General features: G+C 45.9%; 18 protein-coding genes. 16 read left to right on the plus strand and 2 right to left on the minus strand.

What is annotated here, in order from left to right; all coding sequences use genetic code 11:
• Positions 1-22: 22 nt before the first annotated feature.
• Positions 23-3016 (minus strand): EAL domain-containing protein, encoded by a 2994-nt coding sequence (locus NH462_RS03645; protein ID WP_253104127.1) that lies wholly within the window; start codon positions 3014-3016, stop codon positions 23-25.
• 429 nt (positions 3017-3445) lie between these two features.
• Here NH462_RS03645 and mraZ point away from each other — a divergent pair, with 429 nt between their 5' ends.
• The 16 genes from mraZ to lpxC all read left to right on the plus strand — a co-directional run bounded on the left by mraZ (position 3446) and on the right by lpxC (position 21110).
• Complete coding sequence (mraZ, locus tag NH462_RS03650; protein WP_010368661.1) at positions 3446-3904, plus strand: division/cell wall cluster transcriptional repressor MraZ; 459 nt, start codon at positions 3446-3448, stop codon at positions 3902-3904.
• 14 nt (positions 3905-3918) lie between these two features.
• Positions 3919-4851 carry a 16S rRNA (cytosine(1402)-N(4))-methyltransferase RsmH gene (rsmH, locus tag NH462_RS03655; protein WP_010368659.1) on the plus strand — a complete coding sequence of 311 codons (933 nt, stop codon included), beginning with the start codon at positions 3919-3921 and terminating at the stop codon, positions 4849-4851.
• Positions 4851-5174, plus strand: coding sequence for a cell division protein FtsL (gene ftsL / locus NH462_RS03660; protein WP_010368658.1), 324 nt, complete (start codon positions 4851-4853; stop codon positions 5172-5174). The genes rsmH and ftsL overlap by 1 nt, the downstream gene beginning before the upstream one ends.
• The gene (locus NH462_RS03665) at positions 5171-6985 is read left to right on the plus strand and encodes a penicillin-binding transpeptidase domain-containing protein (RefSeq protein ID WP_253104130.1); all 1815 of its coding nucleotides are present in this window, start codon (positions 5171-5173) and stop codon (positions 6983-6985) included. The genes ftsL and NH462_RS03665 overlap by 4 nt, the downstream gene beginning before the upstream one ends.
• Positions 6978-8441 (plus strand): UDP-N-acetylmuramoyl-L-alanyl-D-glutamate--2,6-diaminopimelate ligase, encoded by a 1464-nt coding sequence (murE, locus tag NH462_RS03670; RefSeq protein WP_253104133.1) that lies wholly within the window; start codon positions 6978-6980, stop codon positions 8439-8441. The genes NH462_RS03665 and murE overlap by 8 nt, the downstream gene beginning before the upstream one ends.
• Positions 8438-9832 (plus strand): UDP-N-acetylmuramoyl-tripeptide--D-alanyl-D-alanine ligase, encoded by a 1395-nt coding sequence (murF, locus tag NH462_RS03675; protein WP_253104136.1) that lies wholly within the window; start codon positions 8438-8440, stop codon positions 9830-9832. The genes murE and murF overlap by 4 nt, the downstream gene beginning before the upstream one ends.
• Positions 9826-10908, plus strand: a complete 1083-nt coding sequence (gene mraY / locus NH462_RS03680) for a phospho-N-acetylmuramoyl-pentapeptide-transferase (protein ID WP_010368649.1) — start codon at positions 9826-9828, stop codon at positions 10906-10908. Before murF ends, mraY begins: the two co-directional genes overlap by 7 nt.
• Positions 10908-12230, plus strand: a complete 1323-nt coding sequence (murD, locus tag NH462_RS03685; protein ID WP_253104139.1) for a UDP-N-acetylmuramoyl-L-alanine--D-glutamate ligase — start codon at positions 10908-10910, stop codon at positions 12228-12230. Before mraY ends, murD begins: the two co-directional genes overlap by 1 nt.
• Positions 12227-13402: a cell division protein FtsW gene (gene ftsW, locus NH462_RS03690; RefSeq protein ID WP_010368646.1), complete on the plus strand. Its 1176-nt coding sequence runs from the start codon at positions 12227-12229 to the stop codon at positions 13400-13402. The genes murD and ftsW overlap by 4 nt, the downstream gene beginning before the upstream one ends.
• A complete protein-coding gene (gene murG, locus NH462_RS03695; RefSeq protein ID WP_253104143.1) occupies positions 13399-14466 on the plus strand; it encodes an undecaprenyldiphospho-muramoylpentapeptide beta-N-acetylglucosaminyltransferase in 1068 nt (355 codons plus the stop codon). The genes ftsW and murG overlap by 4 nt, the downstream gene beginning before the upstream one ends.
• A gap of 8 nt (positions 14467-14474) precedes the next feature.
• Positions 14475-15908, plus strand: a complete 1434-nt coding sequence (gene murC, locus NH462_RS03700; RefSeq protein ID WP_253104146.1) for a UDP-N-acetylmuramate--L-alanine ligase — start codon at positions 14475-14477, stop codon at positions 15906-15908.
• Positions 15905-16816 (plus strand): D-alanine--D-alanine ligase, encoded by a 912-nt coding sequence (locus tag NH462_RS03705; RefSeq protein WP_017217162.1) that lies wholly within the window; start codon positions 15905-15907, stop codon positions 16814-16816. Before murC ends, NH462_RS03705 begins: the two co-directional genes overlap by 4 nt.
• Position 16817: 1 nt before the next feature.
• On the plus strand, positions 16818-17603 hold the full coding sequence (locus NH462_RS03710) for a cell division protein FtsQ/DivIB (RefSeq protein WP_253104149.1): 786 nt from the start codon (positions 16818-16820) through the stop codon (positions 17601-17603).
• The gene (gene ftsA / locus NH462_RS03715) at positions 17600-18832 is read left to right on the plus strand and encodes a cell division protein FtsA (protein WP_010605798.1); all 1233 of its coding nucleotides are present in this window, start codon (positions 17600-17602) and stop codon (positions 18830-18832) included. The genes NH462_RS03710 and ftsA overlap by 4 nt, the downstream gene beginning before the upstream one ends.
• Before the next feature lie 21 nt (positions 18833-18853).
• Positions 18854-20098 (plus strand): cell division protein FtsZ, encoded by a 1245-nt coding sequence (ftsZ, locus tag NH462_RS03720; protein ID WP_253104152.1) that lies wholly within the window; start codon positions 18854-18856, stop codon positions 20096-20098.
• Positions 20099-20186: 88 nt separating this feature from the next.
• Positions 20187-21110 (plus strand): UDP-3-O-acyl-N-acetylglucosamine deacetylase, encoded by a 924-nt coding sequence (gene lpxC, locus NH462_RS03725; protein WP_010368639.1) that lies wholly within the window; start codon positions 20187-20189, stop codon positions 21108-21110.
• Between the two features lie 44 nt (positions 21111-21154).
• Here the strand turns inward: lpxC and NH462_RS03730 are convergent, their stop codons facing one another.
• Positions 21155-21640: a DciA family protein gene (locus tag NH462_RS03730; RefSeq protein ID WP_226899328.1), complete on the minus strand. Its 486-nt coding sequence runs from the start codon at positions 21638-21640 to the stop codon at positions 21155-21157.
• Between the last annotated feature and the right edge of the window lie 303 nt (positions 21641-21943).

The raw sequence follows: 21943 nt of genomic DNA on the forward strand, positions 1-21943 counted from the left end.
ACCTAGATTTAAGTAACTTCAGTTAAGCCACAGCAATGTGGCTTTTTTCTGTCATTAAGGTTAGAAACTCGCGTTGTGGTAGCGGTTTTGAATAGTAATAACCTTGACCAAAATCACATCCAGCCTGTTTTAATAGCTGATGCTGGGTCGCGGTCTCAACGCCTTCAGCGATGACTTTTAAGCCAAGGCGGTGGGCCATCAAAATAATGGTTTCACACAGGGTTAAATCGTCTGCATTGGTTGCGATGCCATCGACGAAGCGCTTATCAATTTTCACAAAGTGACAATCTAATTGTTTTAGATACGCAAGTGACGAGTAACCCGTGCCAAAGTCATCTAACGCAAATTGAAAGCCTTGCTGCTTTAAGCGTTCAACTCGTTGTTTAGTGCGGCTATCATTGTGCATCATCATTCCCTCAGTGACCTCTAAAACCACGTGTTCAGGGGGGATCGCAAGCGTCGTGAGTTTGTCACTCCAGCTTGCTAAGGTGCAATTTTTAGCGGCAAATTGGACCGGTGACACATTGATGCTAATTTGTGTTGTATGGCCTAAGTGCTGTAGTTGCGTCAACGTGTCAACAGACTGCGCAAAGGCTAAATCTCCAATATGATGAATGAGCTGGGTTTCTTCGGCTAACGGAATAAACTCAGCGGGACTCACCATGCCTTGCTCTGGGTGTCGCCAGCGGATCAAAGCCTCGGCTTTGGCGACGCGATTGTCGTCAAGTGACACGATTGGCTGGTAGTGCATTTCAAATTGATTGTTATGCAGTGCAGTGCGAATACCTTTGAGCATTTGCATTCTAGATTCCGCGACTTTGCGTAAGGTATCGTCAAAAATCACATAGCCATTGCGACCTTGTTGCTTTGCTCGATACATTGCTTGATCGGCGGCCTTTAATAGGGCTTCTGCACCATTACCATCTGTTGGTGCGGTGGCAATCCCCATACTTGCCGTGATATGGCACTGCTCATCTTTGATCTCAAAAGGCTGTTTGAATGCGGACTGGATCTGAGCTGCTAGTGCTTTGCACTTTGCTTTATGTTCATCATCCTCCAACACAAAGACAAACTCATCACCTCCAATGCGGGATAAAAACGCATGCGGAGCTATACTCTTTAAACGTTGTGCGACTAACTTTAAGAGTAAGTCGCCGTAATAATGGCCTAAAGTGTCGTTAATATCCTTGAAGTTGTCGAGATCGAGTAACAACACGGCGGTTTGTTGTTGTCCGCTGGCAACCTGCTTTTTTAAGTGCTTTTTAAGTCCCACGCGGTTGTGAAGATCGGTTAATTCATCAAAATGTGCTTGTTTCCAGATCAGCGCATCTTTACGCTTAACTTCGGTAATATCGGTGAAGATCGCGACGCGGCGATAGATCTCACGGTTGCTATCATAAACGCTATCAATAGTTAGCCATTCGGTGTAGAGCTCGCCATTTTTCTTACGGTTGACAATCTCACCTTGCCAACGGCCATGTTCGTTAAGCTGCTGCCACATTAACTCGTAAAAGCTACGGTCGTGTTGACCCGACCCCAACATGGCAGTGGACTTACCTAGCACCTCTGAGCGTGAGTAACCAGTTACACGCGTAAAGGCGAGGTTGACGTCCAAGATAAAGCCATTGGCATCCGTGATGATCATGCACTCACTACTATTGTTGTACACCAATGCTGCAAGGTTTAATGCCTCTTCTTGATGTTTACGTTGGCTAATATCGCGGAAAATCAACAACGCCTGAGGGTGTGATTCAATGGCGCACAGGCGACATTCAACCACTTGATTGCTGGTTGGAGAAAACTCAAGTTGCACATAGGTTTTATCGTTTAGCAGAGCAAGTTCTGCTCGGATCCGCTTATAGATATGTTCTGGGAGCAACTCTCTAAGTGTTTGTGCCTTATCGGTATAATCACCATAGCGAGATAAGATCTGAGCCTGTTGATCTAAGCGCACATAGCTATCGGGGAGTGCATTAATCAAGGCTTTTACAACTGCAAGCCTATGATTTGCATTGTCTTCAGCGGCTAGGCGTGTTTGTGCCATATGAGCAAAACGCTCGGCGATATGCTCAAATTCACTGGGTACTTTGGTTGCATCAAAACGGGGATCTTGCTTGCCAGATTCAAGCTTTGCAATAGCATGCTTGAGTGCACTAAGCGGTTTTAAAAGTTGTTGTTTTAATTGCCAATGGGTTTGCCAAAACAAAATGCATACAAGCACAAAGAAGATCCCTAAAAAGAGCGCAAAACGCTTGTCTATGCTACTCAACTGGGACTCAAAATCGAAACTAAAGTAGATTTGTAACGCTCGGTTGCTGTTATTGAGTGATTGCTTTACATACACCAAGCGATTGCCTTCTGGGGTGTTTAGTAGCGTCGCCTGTGTGCTTAAATTGCTTGGCCAAGAACTGCTAACAGCACGACCAAGCTCTGTATTTGCTGCTGGATATTGCGCAATGATTTGCGCTTTAGCGTCGGCAATCATTACCCGAGTACCAACAGGAAGAGGCAGTTTTGCAAGGGTCTGGCTCCAATGGGTTAAGCCTTTCACCGCAACAAGCATAAATAAAAATTGCTGCTGATCATCGTAAATTGGTAGCGCGAAGTTGACTGTTGCACGCTGCATGCTGCGGTCAATTTGATACTCACCAATACTAAACTGGGCAGTGCGCATTGCGGTTTTAAAGTAACCACGATCGGCGATATTGATCTCGCGTTGATCTGCTTGATGCGTAGTACAAAGTACGTTCCCTTGAGCGTCAACTATGCCAAGGTTAGCTAGGTTGGGGCTGAGCAGCATCGCGTGATAAAGCAGCGGCGGACATTTACCGTGCTCTACCGTAAGGTGATCAATACGGGTCGACAGTTGCTGTAAGACTTGTTCTGTATCTGCGAGTTCTACCTGCTGGATCGCCGCAACTTGTTTGGCGTAATGCAGCGCCTGTTGTGACTGTTGTGTTAATGCCTGCTGACGTTGCTCACATAATAGAAATAAAATAATGATCAGACATGGCAAGCACAGTAGAACGAGTAAGCGATAAAATCGAAACTGTATTGAAGATTTCAGAATAATCCCACCTATGGAGCTGATCAGAGAGCGCGAATGATACCGAATCGAGTAGGGACAACCAAGCTAATTTGCATAAATAATTCAGCTGCAAAAGCATCCTTAAACAAGGGTTAACAAATGGAATTTTTAATTTCTAATTTGAAAGTATGACGTGATTATCCGGCCAAAAAATATGGCATTTTTTCATCTCTCCACTTTTTTCCACAAAATTCATGATCTTCCACAAATCCCGCGATTTTTCTGGCTTTCAAAGGCGTTAAAGGTACCGACTGAGCTTGACAAAAGTGCTTGTCAAGCCCTAGACTGTTCTTCTGTGGTAAAAAGTGGGTTTTAGTGGATCAAACTGGATCAACCAACTTAGAAATAGGATCACGCATGTTTCGAGGTGCAAGTTCGCTAGCTTTGGATGACAAAGGGCGTTTTGCGGTACCGACTAAGTACCGTCAACCGCTGCTGTCCGAAGATCAGGGAACTGTTATTTGTACTATTGCGATCAACGAACCGTGCTTGTGGCTCTACCCACTCTCCGAATGGCTAGAAATTGAGACCAAACTAAGTCGCATCTCTAATACCAATCCCAGAGTGAGACGTTGGCAGCGGATGTTGCTAGGTCATGCTACAGAATACCAACTAGACAAAAATGGCCGAATTTTACTGGCGCCTTCATTGCGATCCCATGCGCAATTAGGCAAAAAGATCATGCTAGTTGGGTTACTCAATAAATTTGAAATTTGGGACGAAGAACGCTGGTATCAGCAAATGCAGGCAGATACCGAAATTGAACACTCAGGAAACTTTGAGGAAAGCCCTGAACTGGAAAACTTTTCCTTGTAGGGGTAAACAAATTAATGAGCGAAGAGTTTAAGCATATTTCGGTATTAATGACCGAAACCCTAGATGCCCTAGCAATTAACCCTGAAGGTATATATATCGACGGGACATTTGGTCGTGGTGGGCACTCAGGTGAAATCCTCAAAAGATTGTCGACTGGGCGTTTACAAGCCATAGATCAAGATCCTCAAGCAATTAAGGCGGCTGAAAAGTTTGCCGATGATGCGCGTTTCTCTATAGCGCGAAGCCGCTTCTCGCAAATTAAATCTGTCGCGGAACAAGCCGGTATCTTAGGACAGGTTGATGGCATCTTGTTGGACATTGGTGTGTCTTCCCCTCAGCTTGATGATGCAGACCGTGGCTTTAGCTTTATGAAAGATGGGCCACTAGATATGCGTATGGATCCTGATTCAGGTCGCAGCGCTGCACAGTGGCTAGCTGAAGCAGAGCTTGAAGAAATGGTATTCGTGATCAAAAAGTATGGCGAAGAAAAGTTTGCCACTCGTATTGCTCGTAAAGTCATTGAAGTACGTGAGCACACCGCGATTACAACAACTGCACAACTGGCTCAATTGATTGATGAAGCTGTGCCTGTCAAAGATAAACACAAGCATCCTGCAACACGTACTTTCCAAGCTATTCGTATTTATATTAACAGTGAGTTAGAAGAAATTCAGACTGCATTGCAAGCGTCACTTGAGGTGTTAAAACCTGGTGGTCGGTTAGTGGTGATCTCGTTTCATTCTCTAGAAGATCGCATTGTAAAGCAGTTTATCAAGAAGCAGAGTAAGGGAGAGGCGATACCCAGAGGTCTGCCTTTAACGGATGAACAACTTAAACAAAATCTCACCTTAAAGGCAGTGGGTAAAGCCATTAAGCCTAGCGATGCAGAGATTGCACAAAATCCACGCTCGCGAAGCTCAGTATTAAGAGTGGCGGAGAAGCTCTAATGAATGCAAGTAAGCAACGTCAACCGAATCTATTTGTAGAAATAGGCTATTACATCATTGCGAATAAGTTGACTGCATTCTTGCTACTTACGATTTTGATTTCTGCACTCGCCGTAGTGCAAATTACCCATTTAACTCGCCAGCAATTGATACAGCAGGATGAGTTATTGCAACAGCGCGATGAGCTAGACCTACAATGGCGATATCTCGTTGTGGAAGAAGAGTTTTACTCCCAGCATGCAAGGATTGAAGAGATAGCCAAGATGCAGTTAGAGATGAAACGCCCAACCAGTAAAGATGAACAGGTGATTGTGCTGCCATGAATAAACAAAAGCAAAAAACTCAATCTATTATCACCTGGCGCTTTGCTCTAGTTTGCGGCGTGATGCTCACCGTTTTTATGACGCTGGTTGCACGCGCTGCATTTTTGCAAGTAATTGAGCCTGATAAGGCCATTGAAGAAAATGATAAGCGCACCGTACGGGTTGAGAAGCTCAATGTCCAACGAGGCATGATCTTCGACCGTAATGGCAAAGAGCTGGCAGTGAGTGTGCCGGTTGTGAGCGTTTATGCAGATCCCCTTGCCATTGATAAGGCACTTGCCAAAAAAGTGTTACGCAAAGCCCGTAAAGAAGGTGAAGATTATAAAGCGTTAGAGCAAAACGATGCTGAACTGAAAATACGGAAACAAGCTTGGTACGATGATGAGCTCAGGTGGAAAGAACTTGCAGATGTGCTCAGACTTAAACCAGAAAATGTCGATGAACGGCTTAGGGGAGACCCAAGCCGTCGTTTTGTCTATTTGAAGCGCCAAGTGACGGCGGTTGTTGCCAACTATATTCGTCAAATGCGCCTGCCGGGCGTGCACTTGCTTGACGAGTCCAAACGTTTTTACCCAAGCGGCGAAGTAACCGCGCACATGATTGGTGTTACCGATATTGATGGCAAAGGTATTGAAGGCGTCGAGCGTATGTTCGACTCTGCATTAACCGGTACGGCTGGTAAACGCACCATTCGAAAAGATGCGCAAGGTCGTGAAGTACAAGTACTTTCAGAAGAACAGCGTGTCGAGCCAGAAGATGTTTACCTGAGTATTGATTTACGGATCCAAGCCATTGCCTACCGCGCGTTAAAGTCGGCGGTACTGAGCTATAAAGCTACCTCTGGTTCGGCGATAGTTGTTGATGTACACACTGGCGAGATTTTAGCTTTGGTGAATAGCCCAAGCTTTAATCCTAACGACCTAAGTACTGCTGCACCTTATAAACGTCGTAATCGTGCTATGACTGACCTATTTGAACCCGGTTCAACCTTAAAGCCTTTAGCGGTATTGGCTGGTTTAAATTATGGTGCAGTTAAGGCAACAGACACGATAGATACTTATCCGGGCTGGATGAACTTAAGCGGTGGCTTGGTGAAAGACACTCGCAACAATGGTGAGCTGAGCTTAAGAGAGATCCTTAAAATCTCCAGTAACATGGGAGTTGCGAAGATCTCGCAAATGCTGCCAAAAGAGTATTTTATCAATTTATACCAAGAAGTAGGTTTTGGTGAGCCAACGGGCTCAAACATGATTGGTGAAAGCGCTGGCTTATTTTATCCAAACCGCCGTTGGTCTAACTTTGAAATTGCAACACTCTCTTATGGTTACGCAGTATCTGTAAGCACTGCACAAATGGCGAGACTTTACGCTATGTTTGGAGCCGGTGGTATCTTGCGACCACTTACAATTGTGAAGCAGGATGAAGTTCCTGAAGGTAAGCGTATTTTTAGCGAGCAAGATACACATGCCGTGGTAGAGATGATGGAGTCAGTATTTGAACGTGGTGGTACTGCCCACAACGTAAAAGTTGATGGTTACCGTGCTGCTGGTAAAACAGGTACTTCAGAAAAAGCGGTGGCGGGTGGCTATGGTGATGAGTACGTTGGTTACTTTGCGGGTGTTGCACCGGTAAGCGACCCAAGGCTTGCGGTTGTGGTGATGGTCAATGAACCAGCGGGAGACGTTTACTATGGTGGTCAAACTGCAGGGCCTGCATTTGCTGAGATTATGTCTAATGCACTGAGAATTTTAAACGTAGCGCCTGATAAAGAGCGCGTAGCTTATATTTCGGGAGCAGATAACGATGCGTGATCTGGCTCAGGTACTCAGTGATTATGGTGTCAATATTGCCCCAGTTGAGGTTGAGCATCTACGTATAGACAGTCGAGCGATCGAGCCGGGTGATTGTTTTGTTGCACTGCAAGGTCATGCCCAAGACGGTGCTAAATATGCCGCCAGTGCCGTTGCGCAAGGCGCTAAATGTGTGCTTGCAGAAACGGGAAGCGAGCTTAATATTGCCCCAGAGCAAGCGATTTTTATCGATAATCTTGCCGATAAGTTGGCGGCAATTGCAGCGCAGTTTTATGCATACCCGAGTAAAAAGCTCAAACTCACAGGCGTTACTGGCACCAATGGTAAATCTACCACGACAGCAATGATTGCCAATTTAGCTAGCCTAACCGGTAGTGCAGGGGCTGTGATAGGTACGCTTGGTTATGGTCAACCAGACAGTCTTATTCCGCTGGCAAACACCACGCCGTCAAACGTAGATTTACAACGTATTTTGGCGTTTTTACAGCAACAATATGATCAAGTCGCGATGGAGGTCTCTTCCCATGGCTTGGTGCAAGGTCGAGTTGATGAGTGCGACTTTGATGTGGCTGTTTTCACCAATTTGACGCGCGATCACTTAGATTATCACGGTGATATGCAAAGCTATGCAGAAGCCAAGAAACTACTATTTACTCGCTGTGCGCCAACTCACAAAGTCATCAATATTGACGATGAAGTGGGGGCTAGTTGGGCCGCTGAGTTCAACGACGACACCGTGGTTGCTTACGGTCGCTGGAGTGAAGCGCATAGCTACCAACAATATGTATTTTTTGATGCTGTGTCGGCACACCCAAATGGTTTAACAGCGACGTTAAAAACCAGCTGGGGTGAATGTGAAGTCAATGTGCCACTGTATGGTGAGTTTAATCTTTATAATTTAGCTGCTGCGATTGCGACCTTACTATTACAAGGTGCAAGTCTTGAAGCATTAAGCGAAGCTTGCTGCCAGCTTGCGCCAGTTGCAGGACGCATGCAGCCATTTAGTGCCCCTGAAAAGCCTACCTGTATTGTTGATTATGCCCATACCCCAGACGCTTTGGCACTTGCACTACAAGCCTTGCGAGCACATGTACCGGGTAATCTTATCTGTGTGTTTGGTTGCGGTGGTGATAGAGATAAAGGTAAGCGTCCTGAAATGGCGCGAGCTGCGGAGAAATATGCAGATAAACTGGTGATCACCAGCGATAATCCACGAAGTGAAGATCCTAATTTAATCATTGATGACGTTAAGGCAGGACTCATCCACCCTGAGTATGCTGTCTGCCAGCCTGATAGAGGGCTAGCCATTCAACACGCGATAGACCTAGCTGATGAAAACAGTGTGGTGCTAATAGCGGGGAAAGGGCACGAGGATTATCAAATTATAGGTACTGAGCGCATTGATTTTTGTGATAGGCAATGCGTTGCAGCGATTTTACGAGGGGAAAAGGCATGATCAAGATGGATTTTTCTTGGCTTGCAGCAGTCTTAAAAACCCCTTACGACGGGGAGAATTTGGCAGTCGCCAATATTAATACTGATACCAGAACAATACAGTCTGGTGAGGTGTTCTTAGCACTTAAAGGGCCTAACTTTGACGGCCACCGCTTTTTGGATGTGGCCAAAGCGCGAGGTGCTATTGCAGCTATTGTTTCTGAGCACGATGAAGATATCGATTTACCACAGTTTGTTGTTGCAGATACGCGCATTGCTTTAGGTCAAATTGGTCGAGCAGTAATTGAAACCGTTGCCCCTAAAACCATTGCAATTACTGGCAGTGTCGGTAAAACCACAGTGAAAGAAATGTGTGCAGCGATTTTGGCGCAAAAAGGCAAAGTCCTTGCTACTAAAGGTAATTTTAATAACGACATCGGGGTACCGTTGACGCTACTGCGCTTAAGTGAAGATGATGAATTCGCGGTGATAGAGCTCGGCGCTAACCACTTGGGTGAAATTGCTTATACCACAGAATTAGTGAGCCCAGACGTGGCGACAGTGTGTAATGTCGCACCAGCACACATAGAAGGGTTTGGTTCAATTGATGGCGTAGGAAAAGCGAAAGGTGAGATTTTCTCGGGCCTAAAAGCTGACGGTGTTGCAGTCATCAATGCGGATAGTGATTATGCTCAGATGTGGCAGGAAAGCTTAGCTGTTTCTAAAGTGAAACGTTATAGCTTAAATGCTCAGCTTGATATTTGGGTGGAAGCAATTGAGTTGGATGAGTTAGCTCGCCCTACCTTCACGCTATGCCAGGGTGAAGAGCGTACCACCATTAGTTTACCGCTTAGTGGCCAGCACAACGTTGGCAATGCGCTGATTGCGGCAGCATTGACAACTGAACTGGGCGCAAGCTTAAGTGAGGTGGCAACGGGTCTTGGACAAATGGCTGAAGTAAAGGGCCGTGTCAACATGATCCAAGTCTCGGACACGTTGCGTGTGGTCGATGACACCTACAATGCAAACGTGAAATCTGTCAACGCGGCGATTGATTTACTGGCGTCTATGTCTGGCTATAAAGTATTGGCGTTGGGTGATATGGCAGAGCTGGGTGAAGATGCCCGCGAATATCACCGTGAAGTCGGCGAGTATGCTAAGCAGCAAGGCATTGATGAATTGTTTTCATTGGGGGTGCTGAGTAGTAGCGCTAGCAATGTATTTGAAAAGCCAAATCGTCATTTCTCGACTCGCGAGAATTTAATGAAGGCGTTACGAGTTGTATTGGCCGAGCAATCAGGACAATGCACCGTTATTGTTAAAGGATCACGTAGTGCGCGGATGGAACTGCTCGTTGAAGAATTAGTAAACGCTGGCCAGTCGGATAGCGAGACAGGAGAAGTATCATGTTAGTTTGGCTAGCCGAGTATCTTACCCAATATTATTCTGGGTTTAACGTATTTTCTTACCTTACGTTGAGGGCGATTTTAGGCATTTTAACGGCCTTAATGATTTCGTTGTATTTTGGCCCTAAACTCATCGCTGCATTACAGCGTATGCAGATTGGTCAGACCGTACGTGATGATGGCCCGGAGTCGCATTTATCCAAGTCGGGTACGCCAACCATGGGTGGGCTGTTAATTCTGGCTGCGATCTTTACCAGTACGCTACTGTGGGGCGACCTTAGCAACAAATATGTATGGGTGACGTTATTTGTCATTGGCAGCTTAGGTATTGTTGGGTTCGTGGACGATTACCGTAAAGTGATCAGAAAAGACAGTAAAGGCCTAATTGCACGTTGGAAGTACTTCTGGCAGTCGGTTATTGCGATATCTACCGCGGCATTTTTGTACTTTACGTCCACCAGCGCTGCGGAAACCACGTTAGTCGTGCCATTTTTGAAAGATGTGTTACCACAACTTGGTTTGTTCTATTTGGTCATGAGCTACTTTGTGATTGTGGGTACGTCAAACGCAGTTAATCTAACAGATGGCTTGGATGGTCTTGCCATTGTTCCGACCATTTTGGTTGCCTCAGCACTCGCTATTATTGCTTACGTTACCGGTAATGCGAATTTCTCAAGCTACCTTCATATTCCTCATTTACCACTCACAAGTGAACTGGTTGTGGTATGTACGGCGATTGTTGGCGCTGGTCTTGGTTTCTTATGGTTTAACACCTATCCGGCACAAGTTTTTATGGGCGATGTGGGTTCATTGGCGTTAGGTGGTGCACTCGGGATCATCGCTATTTTGGTACGCCAAGAGTTAGTGCTTATCATTATGGGCGGTGTATTTGTGATGGAGGCATTATCCGTGATTTTACAGGTAGGGTCTTACAAACTCAGAGGTCAGCGGATCTTTAGAATGGCCCCTATTCACCATCATTACGAATTAAAAGGATGGCCTGAGCCGCGCGTGATAGTCCGTTTTTGGATCATCTCGATTATCTTGGTTTTGGCCGGCCTTGCGACGTTGAAGATTAGATAATGACGTATATTGAGCAATTACAGAAAAAGCATGTCACAGTACTGGGACTTGGAGTCACAGGACAGGGGATTGTGCGTTTTCTGCTGTTGCACGGTATTAATCCAAAAGTGGTTGATAGTCGTCCAGTGCCTCCGGGCTCGGACTGGCTAAGTCACAACGCACCTGAATGTGAAGCGGTATTTGGCAATCTTGCTGATGCCGCTTTAGCGCAAACGGATCTGATTATCATTAGCCCAGGGATCCCGTTATTTGAACAGAGCGTTGCCGCAGCCATTGCCGAAGGCGTTGAAGTCATCGGCGATATCGAGCTATTTGCACGCCTTAATACCCGTCCAGTGATTGCCGTTACGGGCTCTAACGGTAAGTCCACCGTTGTTACGCTCGCGACAGAAGTATTGAAAGCCGCAGGTTTAAAAGTTGGACTTGGCGGCAATATTGGCACGTCTGTGCTGTCGTTGTTAGAGCAGCCGCATGATGTTTATGTGCTCGAGCTGTCTAGTTTTCAGCTTGAAACCACTCATAGCTTGGCTTGTTTGTCGGCAATGATCCTCAATATTACTGAAGATCACATGGATCGCTATCCTGATTTTCAAGCTTATATTGAAGCGAAGCAGCGTATTTACCAGCATGTTGAGCATATTGTCTTTAATGCTGAAGATCATTATACCTTTGCGCAGCATGGGCAAGGCAGCAGTGTATCCCTCACTGAGGGGGATTATCACTTAATGACCTTTGACGGTGAGCCGCATTTTGCACACAAACAAACACCACTGCTAGCGGTAAAAACGTTGGCGATGGTGGGGCGACATAATCAATTTAACGCCTTGGCGGTATTAGCGTTATTAGCGCCGATGCAATTACCTATGCAGGCATTTGCCAGCGCGTTTGCGAGTTTCACGGGGTTACCTCATCGTTGTCAGTTAGTTGCCGATGTTGCAGGGGTTCGTTACTTCAACGATTCAAAGGCAACGAATGTTGGCTCGACGGTCGCCGCCATTGATTCTTTAGCTTCAGGTCGCAAAAATATTATTTTGATCGTGGGTGGTGATGCTAAAGGGGCAGATCTTTCACCACTCAAGACGCCACTCACTACGCATTGCAAAGCGCTATTTTGTTTCGGACAAGACGGCGCACAGTTTATGCCACTGCTGCGCAATAGCCATCAAGTCCACAATCTGGAAGAAGCCGTGTTGGCGGCAAAAACGATAGCGACTAATGGCGATATTGTGCTATTAGCACCAGCCTGTGCCAGCATAGATATGTATCCAAACTATATGGCGCGAGGGGATGAGTTCGTCCGTTTAGTGGGGGAACATGCTTGATTAATGTCGCTGATATCAAAGAGGCGCTAACGCCTCGCCAGTCCGAGAGCTTATTTGACGTACCTTTGATGTACTGCATGCTCATGCTTATTGGAGTGGGATTTGTAATGGTGACAAGCGCTTCTATGCCAGTTGCCGAGCGACTATTTGATAATCCTTTTCACTTTACTATTCGCCACGTTATCTTTTTAGTGGGCTCGTTTATTCTCTTTTGGTTTGCGACGAGTGTGCCAATGACTTGGTGGAAACGCAGTAATCCATATTTGCTGCTTTTTGGTTTGGTACTGTTAGTGGCGGTACTCATTATTGGTCGCGAAGTAAATGGTGCAAGGCGCTGGATCCCGCTTGGTCCTTTTGGTTTGCAAGTAGCGGAGGCATCTAAGCTATTTTTCTTCAGCTATATTGCCGGCTACTTGGTACGTAAACGCGATGAAGTACAAGAAAACATCAAAGGCTTTGCCAAGCCAATGATTGTGTTTGCGGTGTATGCGTTCTTAATTTTGATGCAGCCGGATTTAGGCACTGTGGTGGTTATGTTTGTGACGACCGTTGGCCTGTTGTTTTTAGCCGGTGCAAGGCTTTGGCAGTTTTTTACTTTAATGCTTACCGGTGTCTCTTTGGTGGTACTGCTTATCATCATTGAGCCATATCGTATGAAGCGTGTCGTGGGCTTTTTAAACCCTTGGGAAGATCCGTTTGGTGCCGGTTATCAATTGGTACAATCCCTAATGGCATACGGCCAAGGTGGCTGGTTTGGCCAAGGCCTGGGTAATAGCATACAAAAGCTACAGTATTTGCCGGAAGCACATAATGACTTTATTTTTGCTGTAATAGCGGAAGAGCTAGGCTTTATTGGCGTATTTAGCATTATTATTGTACTCGGTGTATTGGTTACTCGAGCGCTTTTTATCGGGCAAAAAGCCCTTAAAGCAGGCAAAGAATACGAAGGGTATTTTGCCTTGGGCATTGGTATTTGGTTTGCCTTTCAGGCAGTCGTTAATATTGGTGCGAGCGCCGGCATTTTACCTACTAAAGGCTTAACACTGCCATTTGTTTCTTACGGTGGGTCGAGTCTTTGGGTTATGACAATTGCGGCAGGTATTTTACAGCGCATAGACTTTGAGACAAAAATGTCGACAAGACAGGCAACATCCCGTGGAGGTAGACGATGACTAAACGTCTTCTAGTGGTCGCGGGCGGTACAGGTGGACATATTTTTCCAGGTATTGCAGTGGCACAATTTTTACAAGCGCAGGCTTGGCAAGTGAGCTGGGTTGGCACTGCGGACAGAATGGAAGCCGATGTGGTGCCGCGTTACGGTTTTGAAATTGATTTTATTGCCATGAAAGGCGTCCGAGGTAACGGGGTCAAACGATTACTAACCGCACCATTTATGGTTTTAAAAGCGGTACTTGCAGCAAAGCGTATTTTACAACAGCGTAAACCTGATGTGGTGTTAGCCATGGGCGGTTATGTAACTGGCCCTGTAGGTGTTGCTGCGAAACTGCTTGGGATCCCTTTGGTGATCCATGAGCAAAATGCGGTTGCGGGTATGAGCAATAAGTTGCTGGCGAAAATTGCAAGTCGCGTATTGGCGGGTTTTCCCGGCGCATTCAGTGAAAAGCTCGCTCAGGTTGTGGGAAATCCGGTACGTGCAAGCGTTGCTGAAATTAGCGATAAACCCGTTTCAGTGCCGTTAAATCTATTAATTGTCGGTGGTTCATTGGGAGCAAAGGCACTGAATGAAACCGTACCAGAAGGACTCAAGTTACTAAAGCAACAGGTGGCCAGTATCGGATTAAATATTCGTCATCAAAGCGGTAAACATAACCAAGACGATACACAACAACGATATGAAAGTGCAGGCATTAATGCTGAGGTCAGCGAGTTCATTCATGATATGGACGCCGCATACGCTTGGGCTGATCTGGTTATTTGCCGCGCCGGTGCGTTGACCGTAAGTGAGATAGCCGCAGCTGGGAAAACGGCGATTTTTGTGCCTTTCCCACATGCAGTTGACGATCACCAGACGGCTAACGCGCAATTTTTAGTGTCTGCTGGGGCTGCTTTTATATTGCAGCAAACTGCACTGACGCCAGAAACGCTAGCAACTACACTGCAGCCACTTGTTATTGAGCCGCAAAAAATTGCGACGATGGCAGCAAAAGCGAGACAATGCGGCAAGTCGGAGGCAACAGCGAAAGTTGCCCAAATTTGTACAGAATTATCGAACTAGGATATTAAATGGAAGCTTCAAGCAGAAGAGCAATGCGACGTATCAACACCATCCACTTTATCGGAATTGGTGGTGCTGGTATGGGTGGGATTGCAGAAGTGCTGGCCTTTGAAGGTTACCGAATTACAGGCTCAGATATCGCCAAAAGTACGATGACAGAGCGACTAACAAATATGGGCGCCGAGATCTTTATCGGCCACCAAGCTGAAAATGTAAAAATGGCCGATGTGGTTGTGGTATCGAGTGCAATCAATGACCAAAACCCAGAGATCCAAGCGGCGAAGGCAAACCGTACGCCAATCGTTCGTCGCGCCGAAATGCTCGCTGAGTTGATGCGCTTTCGTCACGGGATTGCGGTGGCAGGAACACATGGTAAGACCACAACGACGAGCCTGATTGCGAGTATTTTTGCGCGGGCTGAGCTGGATCCAACCTTTATTATTGGTGGTTTGCTCAATAGTGCTGGCAGTAATGCCAAAGTCGGCAGCAGTGAATACCTTATCGCAGAAGCGGACGAGAGTGATGCATCGTTTTTGCATTTGCAGCCGATGGTGTCGGTGGTAACAAATATCGAAGAAGACCACATGGATACTTACGATGGTGACTTCGAAAAAATGAAAGACACCTACATCGAGTTTATCCATAACTTACCATTTTATGGTCTGGCGGTGGTGTGTATCGATTCGCCAGTCGTGAGAGAATTATTACCACGCTTTGCAAGGCCAACAATCACGTATGGTGAGGCTAACGACGCGGATTATCAGTTACTGGACTTCAAGCAAACACAAAGTGAATCACACTTTAAAGTCAGAACCAAAGACGGTGAGCTACTTGAAGTGAGGCTAAATATGCCAGGTAAGCACAATGCATTGAACGCCTTGGCATCTATTGCGGTTGCAAAAGATCACAATATTGAAAACGAAGCGATTTATCAGGCATTAGCCAATTTTGAAGGTGTGGGACGTCGCTTCCAGCATTACGGCTCATTCAATAATGAAGTGGGAGAGGTGATGTTGGTTGATGATTATGGTCACCACCCATCTGAGGTTGCGATGACGATAAAAGCAGCTAAGTCTGGTTGGCCTGATAAGCGTTTGGTTATGATTTATCAGCCACATCGCTATAGTCGAACACGCGATTTATATGAAGATTTCGTAAAAGTGCTTTGCGATGTTGATAAACTACTGCTGTTAGATGTATATAGTGCCGGTGAAGCGCCCATCGTTGGTGCGGATAGTAAAAGTTTGTGCCGTAGTCTCCGTCAACGTGGCGTTGAGCCGATCCATATCAGTGACCATGGTGAATTGGCGAAAGTGTTGGCAAGCACCATGGCAGATGGTGATTTAGTGTTGACGCAAGGGGCCGGCAATATAGGTCAGATCGTGAAGCAGTTAGCCGCTACCGGGCTATCGATAGCGCAGTTAAAACAGAGTGAATTATGAGTAGTCAGTTTGGAAAAGTAGCCGTATTACTTGGCGGTAGTTCAGCAGAGCGAGAGGTGTCACTAAAGTCTGGTAATGCAGTGTTAAATGCCTTCGTCAATCAAGGTGTTGATGCGATTGCTTTTGATCCAGCAGAACGTAATTTATGGCAACTTAAAGACCTAGGTGTGGATCGCGTATTCATTGCACTGCATGGCCGTGGCGGTGAAGATGGTACTATTCAAGGTGCGCTTGAGTTTATGGGAATACCATATACAGGAAGCGGTGTACTTGGTAGTGCGCTTGCGATGGATAAAGTCCGCTGTAAGCATCTATTTCAGTCTGCCAAGTTAAGTACGGCACCTTATGCTGTCGTAAGCAAAGAGACGGGTTTTGATGCTAAGGCGCTAATCGCTGAGTTTGGCAAAGTCATGGTAAAGCCAAGTCACGAAGGCTCAAGCATAGGTATGGCTCAGGCAGACAGCGAAGAAACCCTGACTGCGGCATTAAATAATGCCTTTAAGTTTGACGATCAAGTGCTCGTTGAACAATGGATCACTGGACGTGAGTTTACCGTGTCTATGCTCGGTAAAGAGGCATTGCCTGTTATTGAAATGCGTACGCCTCGTGGTTTTTACGATTATGAAGCGAAGTACCAAGTTAATAGTACAGAGTATTATTGTCCGGCGGATATTAGCGCTGCACACACTGAGCAATTACAAGTGATGGCAAAGCACGCTTTTGAATTGGTTGGTGCCACTGGTTGGGGACGTGTTGACGCCATGCAAGATGAGCAAGGTCATTTCTATCTACTCGAGGTAAATACCGTACCTGGTATGACCGAAAAGTCGTTGGTGCCGATGGCAGCAAAAGCAACGGGTGTAAGTTTTGAACAATTAGTTGTTCGCATTTTGGAGCAAACGCTTTAATATGCGAGCATTTTTGGCAGGGTTGAAGCTGATCAGTTCTAGAGTGAACTGGCCCCTTTTTTGGGGACTTAGCTTCTTCTTTGTGGTGATTTTTACATTGGTAAGAGGAACATACTGGGTAAGTGATTGGTTAGTTGCACATCATGATGCGCAAATAAAAACACTCAAAGTGCTCGGTAAACCGCATTATACCAATGAAGATGACATTGTAGCGGCAATTAAAACCGCAGATTTAAATAGTTTTTTTGAGCTTGATGTTAAAGCAGTCCACAAGGCGGTAAAGTCTTTACCTTGGATTGCGACAGTATCAGTCAGAAAACAATGGCCGGATACGCTGCAAGTCTATGTAGTGGAACATCAGCCGGTTGCGCATTGGAATAGCGATTCATTACTCAATGATGATGGCGAAGTATTCCAAGCGCGTAGTAACAAATTGCCGCCAGGGCTGCCTGAATTATACGGCCCTGAAGGGAGTGCTGAAGAAGCATGGCAAACATTTAAGCAGTTTAAAGCCTTGTTGGCGGTAAATCAGTTTACGTTGGAAAGTTTAGCGCTTTCAGAACGATTTGCTTGGCAGCTATGGCTGGACAATGGGATCCGCTTAAATTTAGGGCGTGAAGATAAAGCCAAACGAGTACAACGTTTTATCGACGTGTATCCACGTATGGAACGCCCTGAAGGTAAAGTAATCGATGTCATTGATTTACGCTACGACACGGGACTGGCAGTGAGTTGGAAAGAACCTACTGAGCAGCAAGAACAACAAAATAACAAGAGTGAAGCATGACAAAGTCGGCAGAAAGAAACTTAGTGATTGGATTAGATGTTGGCACATCAAAGGTCGTCGCCACAGTTGGGGAGATCACTGTGGACAATCAACTTAGTATTGTCGGTGTCGGACGCCAAGAGTCTCACGGCATGGATAAAGGCGGGGTAAACGATTTAGACCTCGTTTCTGAGTCTATTAAACGCGCTGTAGATGAAGCAGAGCTAATGGCTGATTGCAGAATAAGCTCGGTTTATTTGGGGATCTCAGGCAAACATATTCAGTGTCAAAACGAAAGTGGCGTGGTGGCAATAAACAATGCGGAAGTCACAGACGATGATATTGCCAATGTTATTCACATTGCACGCTCTGTGCCTATGTCTGCCGAACGCAAAATGCTGCACTCATTGCCGCAAGAATATAGCATCGACATGCAAGAGGGGATCAAAAACCCTCTGGGTATGAGTGGCGTAAGGATGGAAGCGAAAGCACATATCATTACGTGTTCGAATGACATGGCAAAGAATATTGAAAAGTGTGTTGAACGCTGTGGTTTACAGGTAGACCAATTAACGTTTAACGCCTTGGCGTCATGTTACTCGGTGTTGACTGAAGACGAAAAAGAGCTTGGTGTTGCGGTATTAGATATCGGTGGTGGCACCATGGATATTGCGATTTATGTGAATGGGGCGCTGCGTCATACTGCCGTGATCCCGGTTGCGGGTAATCAGGTCACTGGCGATATAGCAAAAATATTTAGAACACCTATTTCGCATGCCGAGTCTCTGAAAGTACAATATGCCTTCGCGTCGAGCCAAATGGCATCAAGCGAAGAAACCATCGAAGTACCAAGTGTTGGTGGACGTCCTGCTCGGGTAATGTCTCGTCATACTTTGTCTGAAGTGGTAGAACCAAGATTTAGAGAACTGTTTGAGCTTGCGCAAGAAGAATTGCGTCGCTCAGGTTTTGAAGATCAAATTGCGGCAGGTCTTGTTATCACGGGCGGCAGTGCCAAGATGCAAGGTGCACAAGAAGTCGCAGAAGATATATTCCAAATGCCAGTAAGAATAGGGAAACCAATTGGCATTAAGGGGTTAACAGATTATGTGGATGACCCTGCATATGCAACGGCGGTAGGTTTGTTACAATACGGCCGTTCACTACAATCGATGAATGCACAGAAGTCGAAAGTAGATGCAGAGGGGAGTTGGTGGAACCGTGTTACAAAATGGTTCCAAGGCGAGTTTTAATACTCAAGTCGGAGAGTGAAGATGTTTGATATTATGGAACAGCACAGCGAAGAAGCTGTCATTAAAGTCATCGGTGTCGGTGGCGGCGGCGGTAACGCCGTAGAACACATGGTAAACCAAGAAATTGAAGGCGTACGTTTTATCGTAGCGAATACTGACGCACAAGCGTTACGTCGTTCGTCTGCGGATATTACCGTACAGCTAGGTACTCAGATTACCTCTGGTCTTGGAGCTGGCGCAAACCCAGAAGTGGGCCGCAGCGCAGCAGAAGAAGATCTAGAAACCATCAAGAGCAGCCTTGAAGGCGCAGACATGGTATTTATCGCAGCCGGTATGGGCGGCGGTACAGGTACCGGTGCCGCACCTGTTGTTGCACGCGCAGCAAAAGAACTAGGTATTTTGACTGTGGCTGTAGTAACGCGTCCTTTCGATCTTGAAGGTAAAAAGCGCATGGCTGCGGCTGAGCAAGGCATTGCTGAGTTGTCAGAAATTGTAGATTCACTTATTACAATTCCAAACAACAAATTGCTTAAAGTTCTAGGTAAAGGGACTACACTGCTAGATGCCTTCGCAAAAGCAAATGACGTACTTTATGGTGCGGTACAAGGTATTGCAGAGTTGATCACACGTTCAGGTCTAATCAACGTTGACTTTGCGGATGTTAGAACCGTGATGTCAGCAATGGGTACTGCAATGATGGGGACTGCTTCGGCAACAGGTCCTGATCGTGCACAAGAAGCTGCGGAAGCCGCGATTTCTAGCCCGCTTTTAGAAGATGTTGACCTAACTGGCGCGAAAGGTATTTTGGTTAATATCACCGCGGGCATGGACATTACTATCGAAGAGTTTGAGGTCGTTGGTAACCATGTTAAAGCGTTAGCGTCAGAGAATGCGACTGTGGTAGTGGGTGCTGTTATTGATCCTGAAATGAGCGAAGAGCTAAGAGTGACCGTGGTTGCCACCGGCTTAGGTGGTGACCGTCGTCCGCAATTTGGTATTGTAGACAATGGCTTTAGACAAGCTTCAGGCTCAGATGCGGTAGGTGGAACACAAACTAGCTCACAAACGAGCATGTATGTGCCAAGCTTTACGCAACCACAAACGTCAGCGGCAGAACCTGAGCAGCCAGCTGAAGCGCCTGCCCCACAAGTGCAAGAACAGAAGCCACAACAAGCTTCTAGCTCAGCAAGCGCAAAAGGCAACGACAGTAAAGAAAAAGGTGACTACTTCGATATTCCGGCTTTTTTACGTAAGCAGTCAGACTAAAGTTGGTATAAAAAACAAACAGAGATTGGCAGTTTGGTGGAACTATGTTATACTCCGCCGCCTATCTAGAATTTAAGTGGGCGAATATATGATTAAACAACGTACGATTGCACAAGTCGTTAAAGCCACAGGTGTAGGTTTACACAAAGGTGAAAAGGTCACGATCACTCTCCGACCAGCTGGTGTGAATACAGGTGTTGTATTTCGCCGCGTTGATCTAGACCCTGTTGTTGATTTTGAAACAACACCGGAAGCTGTGGGCGACACGCAACTGTGTACGTGTTTAACAAATAAAGACGGCGTTCGCTTGTCTACTACCGAGCATTTGATTGCCGCGGTAGCTGCGCTTGGGATTGATAACCTCATCGTAGAGCTAGACAGCGCCGAAGTGCCTATTATGGATGGCAGTGCATTGCCATTCATCTACTTAATTCAAAAAGGCGGTATTGAAGAGCAAAACGCTGCCAAGCGCTTTATTCGCATCAAAGAAAAAGTGCGTGTTGAAGATGGCGACAAGTGGGCTGAAATTGAGCCTTACGATGGTTTCCACATCGACTTTGAAATCGACTTCAATCACCCCGCGATCAATGCTAGCCGCCAGCGTATTGGATTAGACATTACCGCTCAAAGCTTTACTGAAGAGATCAGTCGTGCTCGTACTTTTGGTTTTATGCGTGATATCGAATACATGCATGCAAACAACCTAGCCTTAGGTGGCAGCATGGATAATGCGGTTGTTTTAGACCAGTTTAAAGTATTAAATCCAGATGGCCTGCGCTATGCAGATGAGTTTGTTAAACACAAGATCTTAGACTGTGTGGGTGATATGTTTATGGCAGGTCACAACATTTTAGGTAAGATCTCATGCTATAAATCAGGCCACGGCCTAAACAATATGTTGCTTCGTGAAATCATGGCAACTGAGTCAGCATGGGAGTGGGCAACATTCGAAGAGCCAGTCAGTATGCCAGCGCCAGGAATGGAAGCGGGTATCAATACCGCAACGGCATAAGCCTCTTAGGCTAATACAGTTTGAGAAAAAATGACGCTAAGGCGTCATTTTTTTTGCGTAGTGTTTGCGTGTTTAGCGAGTCTTTCTAGTTTCGCCTTAAGCGACGGTGGAGCGGATTGCGCTAGCGCTAGCAAATGCTCGCCAGTGGCTTGGCTCATACTTCGATTGGTTTGATAGGTCGAAGATTGGGACTCCACCTTGTTGGTAAGACGCTGTTGGGCTTCTGGATTGGTGGTAATTTTAACCAATGCACAGTCATGTAAGCCAACTTTTCTAAATGCACTGAGAATATCCATTTTCAAAAAGTTTAACCGAGTAGCAAGCGTTGCTGAAGCCGCTTCTATCGTCAGTGTCCCCTCTTTGTAGTGAGCGACACGGCATTTCTTACTCAGGATAGGGCCTAGAGTGTCTTCCAAACAGCTCTGTAACTGTGCCGCTTGGGCACTTTTTTGGCCATATTGATTGAGCTTGTCTGACCACCCACCCATCACTTCATCAAGCGGTTTTGGATTGTAGCGATTTTTAGCCAATGACTTACTTCCCATAGGTTGAAAAATAAAAAATAACCGCCATATCGGGATAATACGGAGTCAAATTACTCCGTACTGGTGGTTTCTCAGTCTTCTAAGTATATCAGAGACAAATTTTTGAGAAATCCAAAAGTACCAACATTTGTTGTCGAAAGCGCTTAGCTCTGTACTCGAATAAATGAGTCGAGTTAGATGCTAACTAAACTTTATCACTTGCAACGGTACGCTTACGCCCAACAGTAAAGATTTCTTGCAATTGAACTTGGTATTATTTACCCAATAAGGTTTGCAGAAACAAAGAGT

The sequence above is a fragment of the Pseudoalteromonas sp. OANN1 genome, assembly GCF_024124685.1.
In the GTDB taxonomy this organism is placed as follows: domain Bacteria; phylum Pseudomonadota; class Gammaproteobacteria; order Enterobacterales; family Alteromonadaceae; genus Pseudoalteromonas; species Pseudoalteromonas piscicida.

Bases quoted from the DNA above. Each gene is read 5' to 3' on its own strand.
- NH462_RS03705 (WP_017217162.1), top strand. From the start codon at position 15,905: ATGAGTAGTCAGTTTGGAAAAGTAGCCGTATTACTTGGCGGTAGTTCA.
- ftsA (WP_010605798.1), top strand. From the start codon at position 17,600: ATGACAAAGTCGGCAGAAAGAAACTTAGTGATTGGATTAGATGTTGGC.
- mraY (WP_010368649.1), top strand. From the start codon at position 9,826: ATGTTAGTTTGGCTAGCCGAGTATCTTACCCAATATTATTCTGGGTTT.
- murD (WP_253104139.1), top strand. From the start codon at position 10,908: ATGACGTATATTGAGCAATTACAGAAAAAGCATGTCACAGTACTGGGA.
- NH462_RS03710 (WP_253104149.1), top strand. From the start codon at position 16,818: ATGCGAGCATTTTTGGCAGGGTTGAAGCTGATCAGTTCTAGAGTGAAC.
- mraZ (WP_010368661.1), top strand. From the start codon at position 3,446: ATGTTTCGAGGTGCAAGTTCGCTAGCTTTGGATGACAAAGGGCGTTTT.
- murG (WP_253104143.1), top strand. From the start codon at position 13,399: ATGACTAAACGTCTTCTAGTGGTCGCGGGCGGTACAGGTGGACATATT.
- lpxC (WP_010368639.1), top strand. From the start codon at position 20,187: ATGATTAAACAACGTACGATTGCACAAGTCGTTAAAGCCACAGGTGTA.
- rsmH (WP_010368659.1), top strand. From the start codon at position 3,919: ATGAGCGAAGAGTTTAAGCATATTTCGGTATTAATGACCGAAACCCTA.
- murC (WP_253104146.1), top strand. From the start codon at position 14,475: ATGGAAGCTTCAAGCAGAAGAGCAATGCGACGTATCAACACCATCCAC.
- NH462_RS03665 (WP_253104130.1), top strand. From the start codon at position 5,171: ATGAATAAACAAAAGCAAAAAACTCAATCTATTATCACCTGGCGCTTT.
- ftsZ (WP_253104152.1), top strand. From the start codon at position 18,854: ATGTTTGATATTATGGAACAGCACAGCGAAGAAGCTGTCATTAAAGTC.
- murE (WP_253104133.1), top strand. From the start codon at position 6,978: ATGCGTGATCTGGCTCAGGTACTCAGTGATTATGGTGTCAATATTGCC.
- murF (WP_253104136.1), top strand. From the start codon at position 8,438: ATGATCAAGATGGATTTTTCTTGGCTTGCAGCAGTCTTAAAAACCCCT.
- ftsL (WP_010368658.1), top strand. From the start codon at position 4,851: ATGAATGCAAGTAAGCAACGTCAACCGAATCTATTTGTAGAAATAGGC.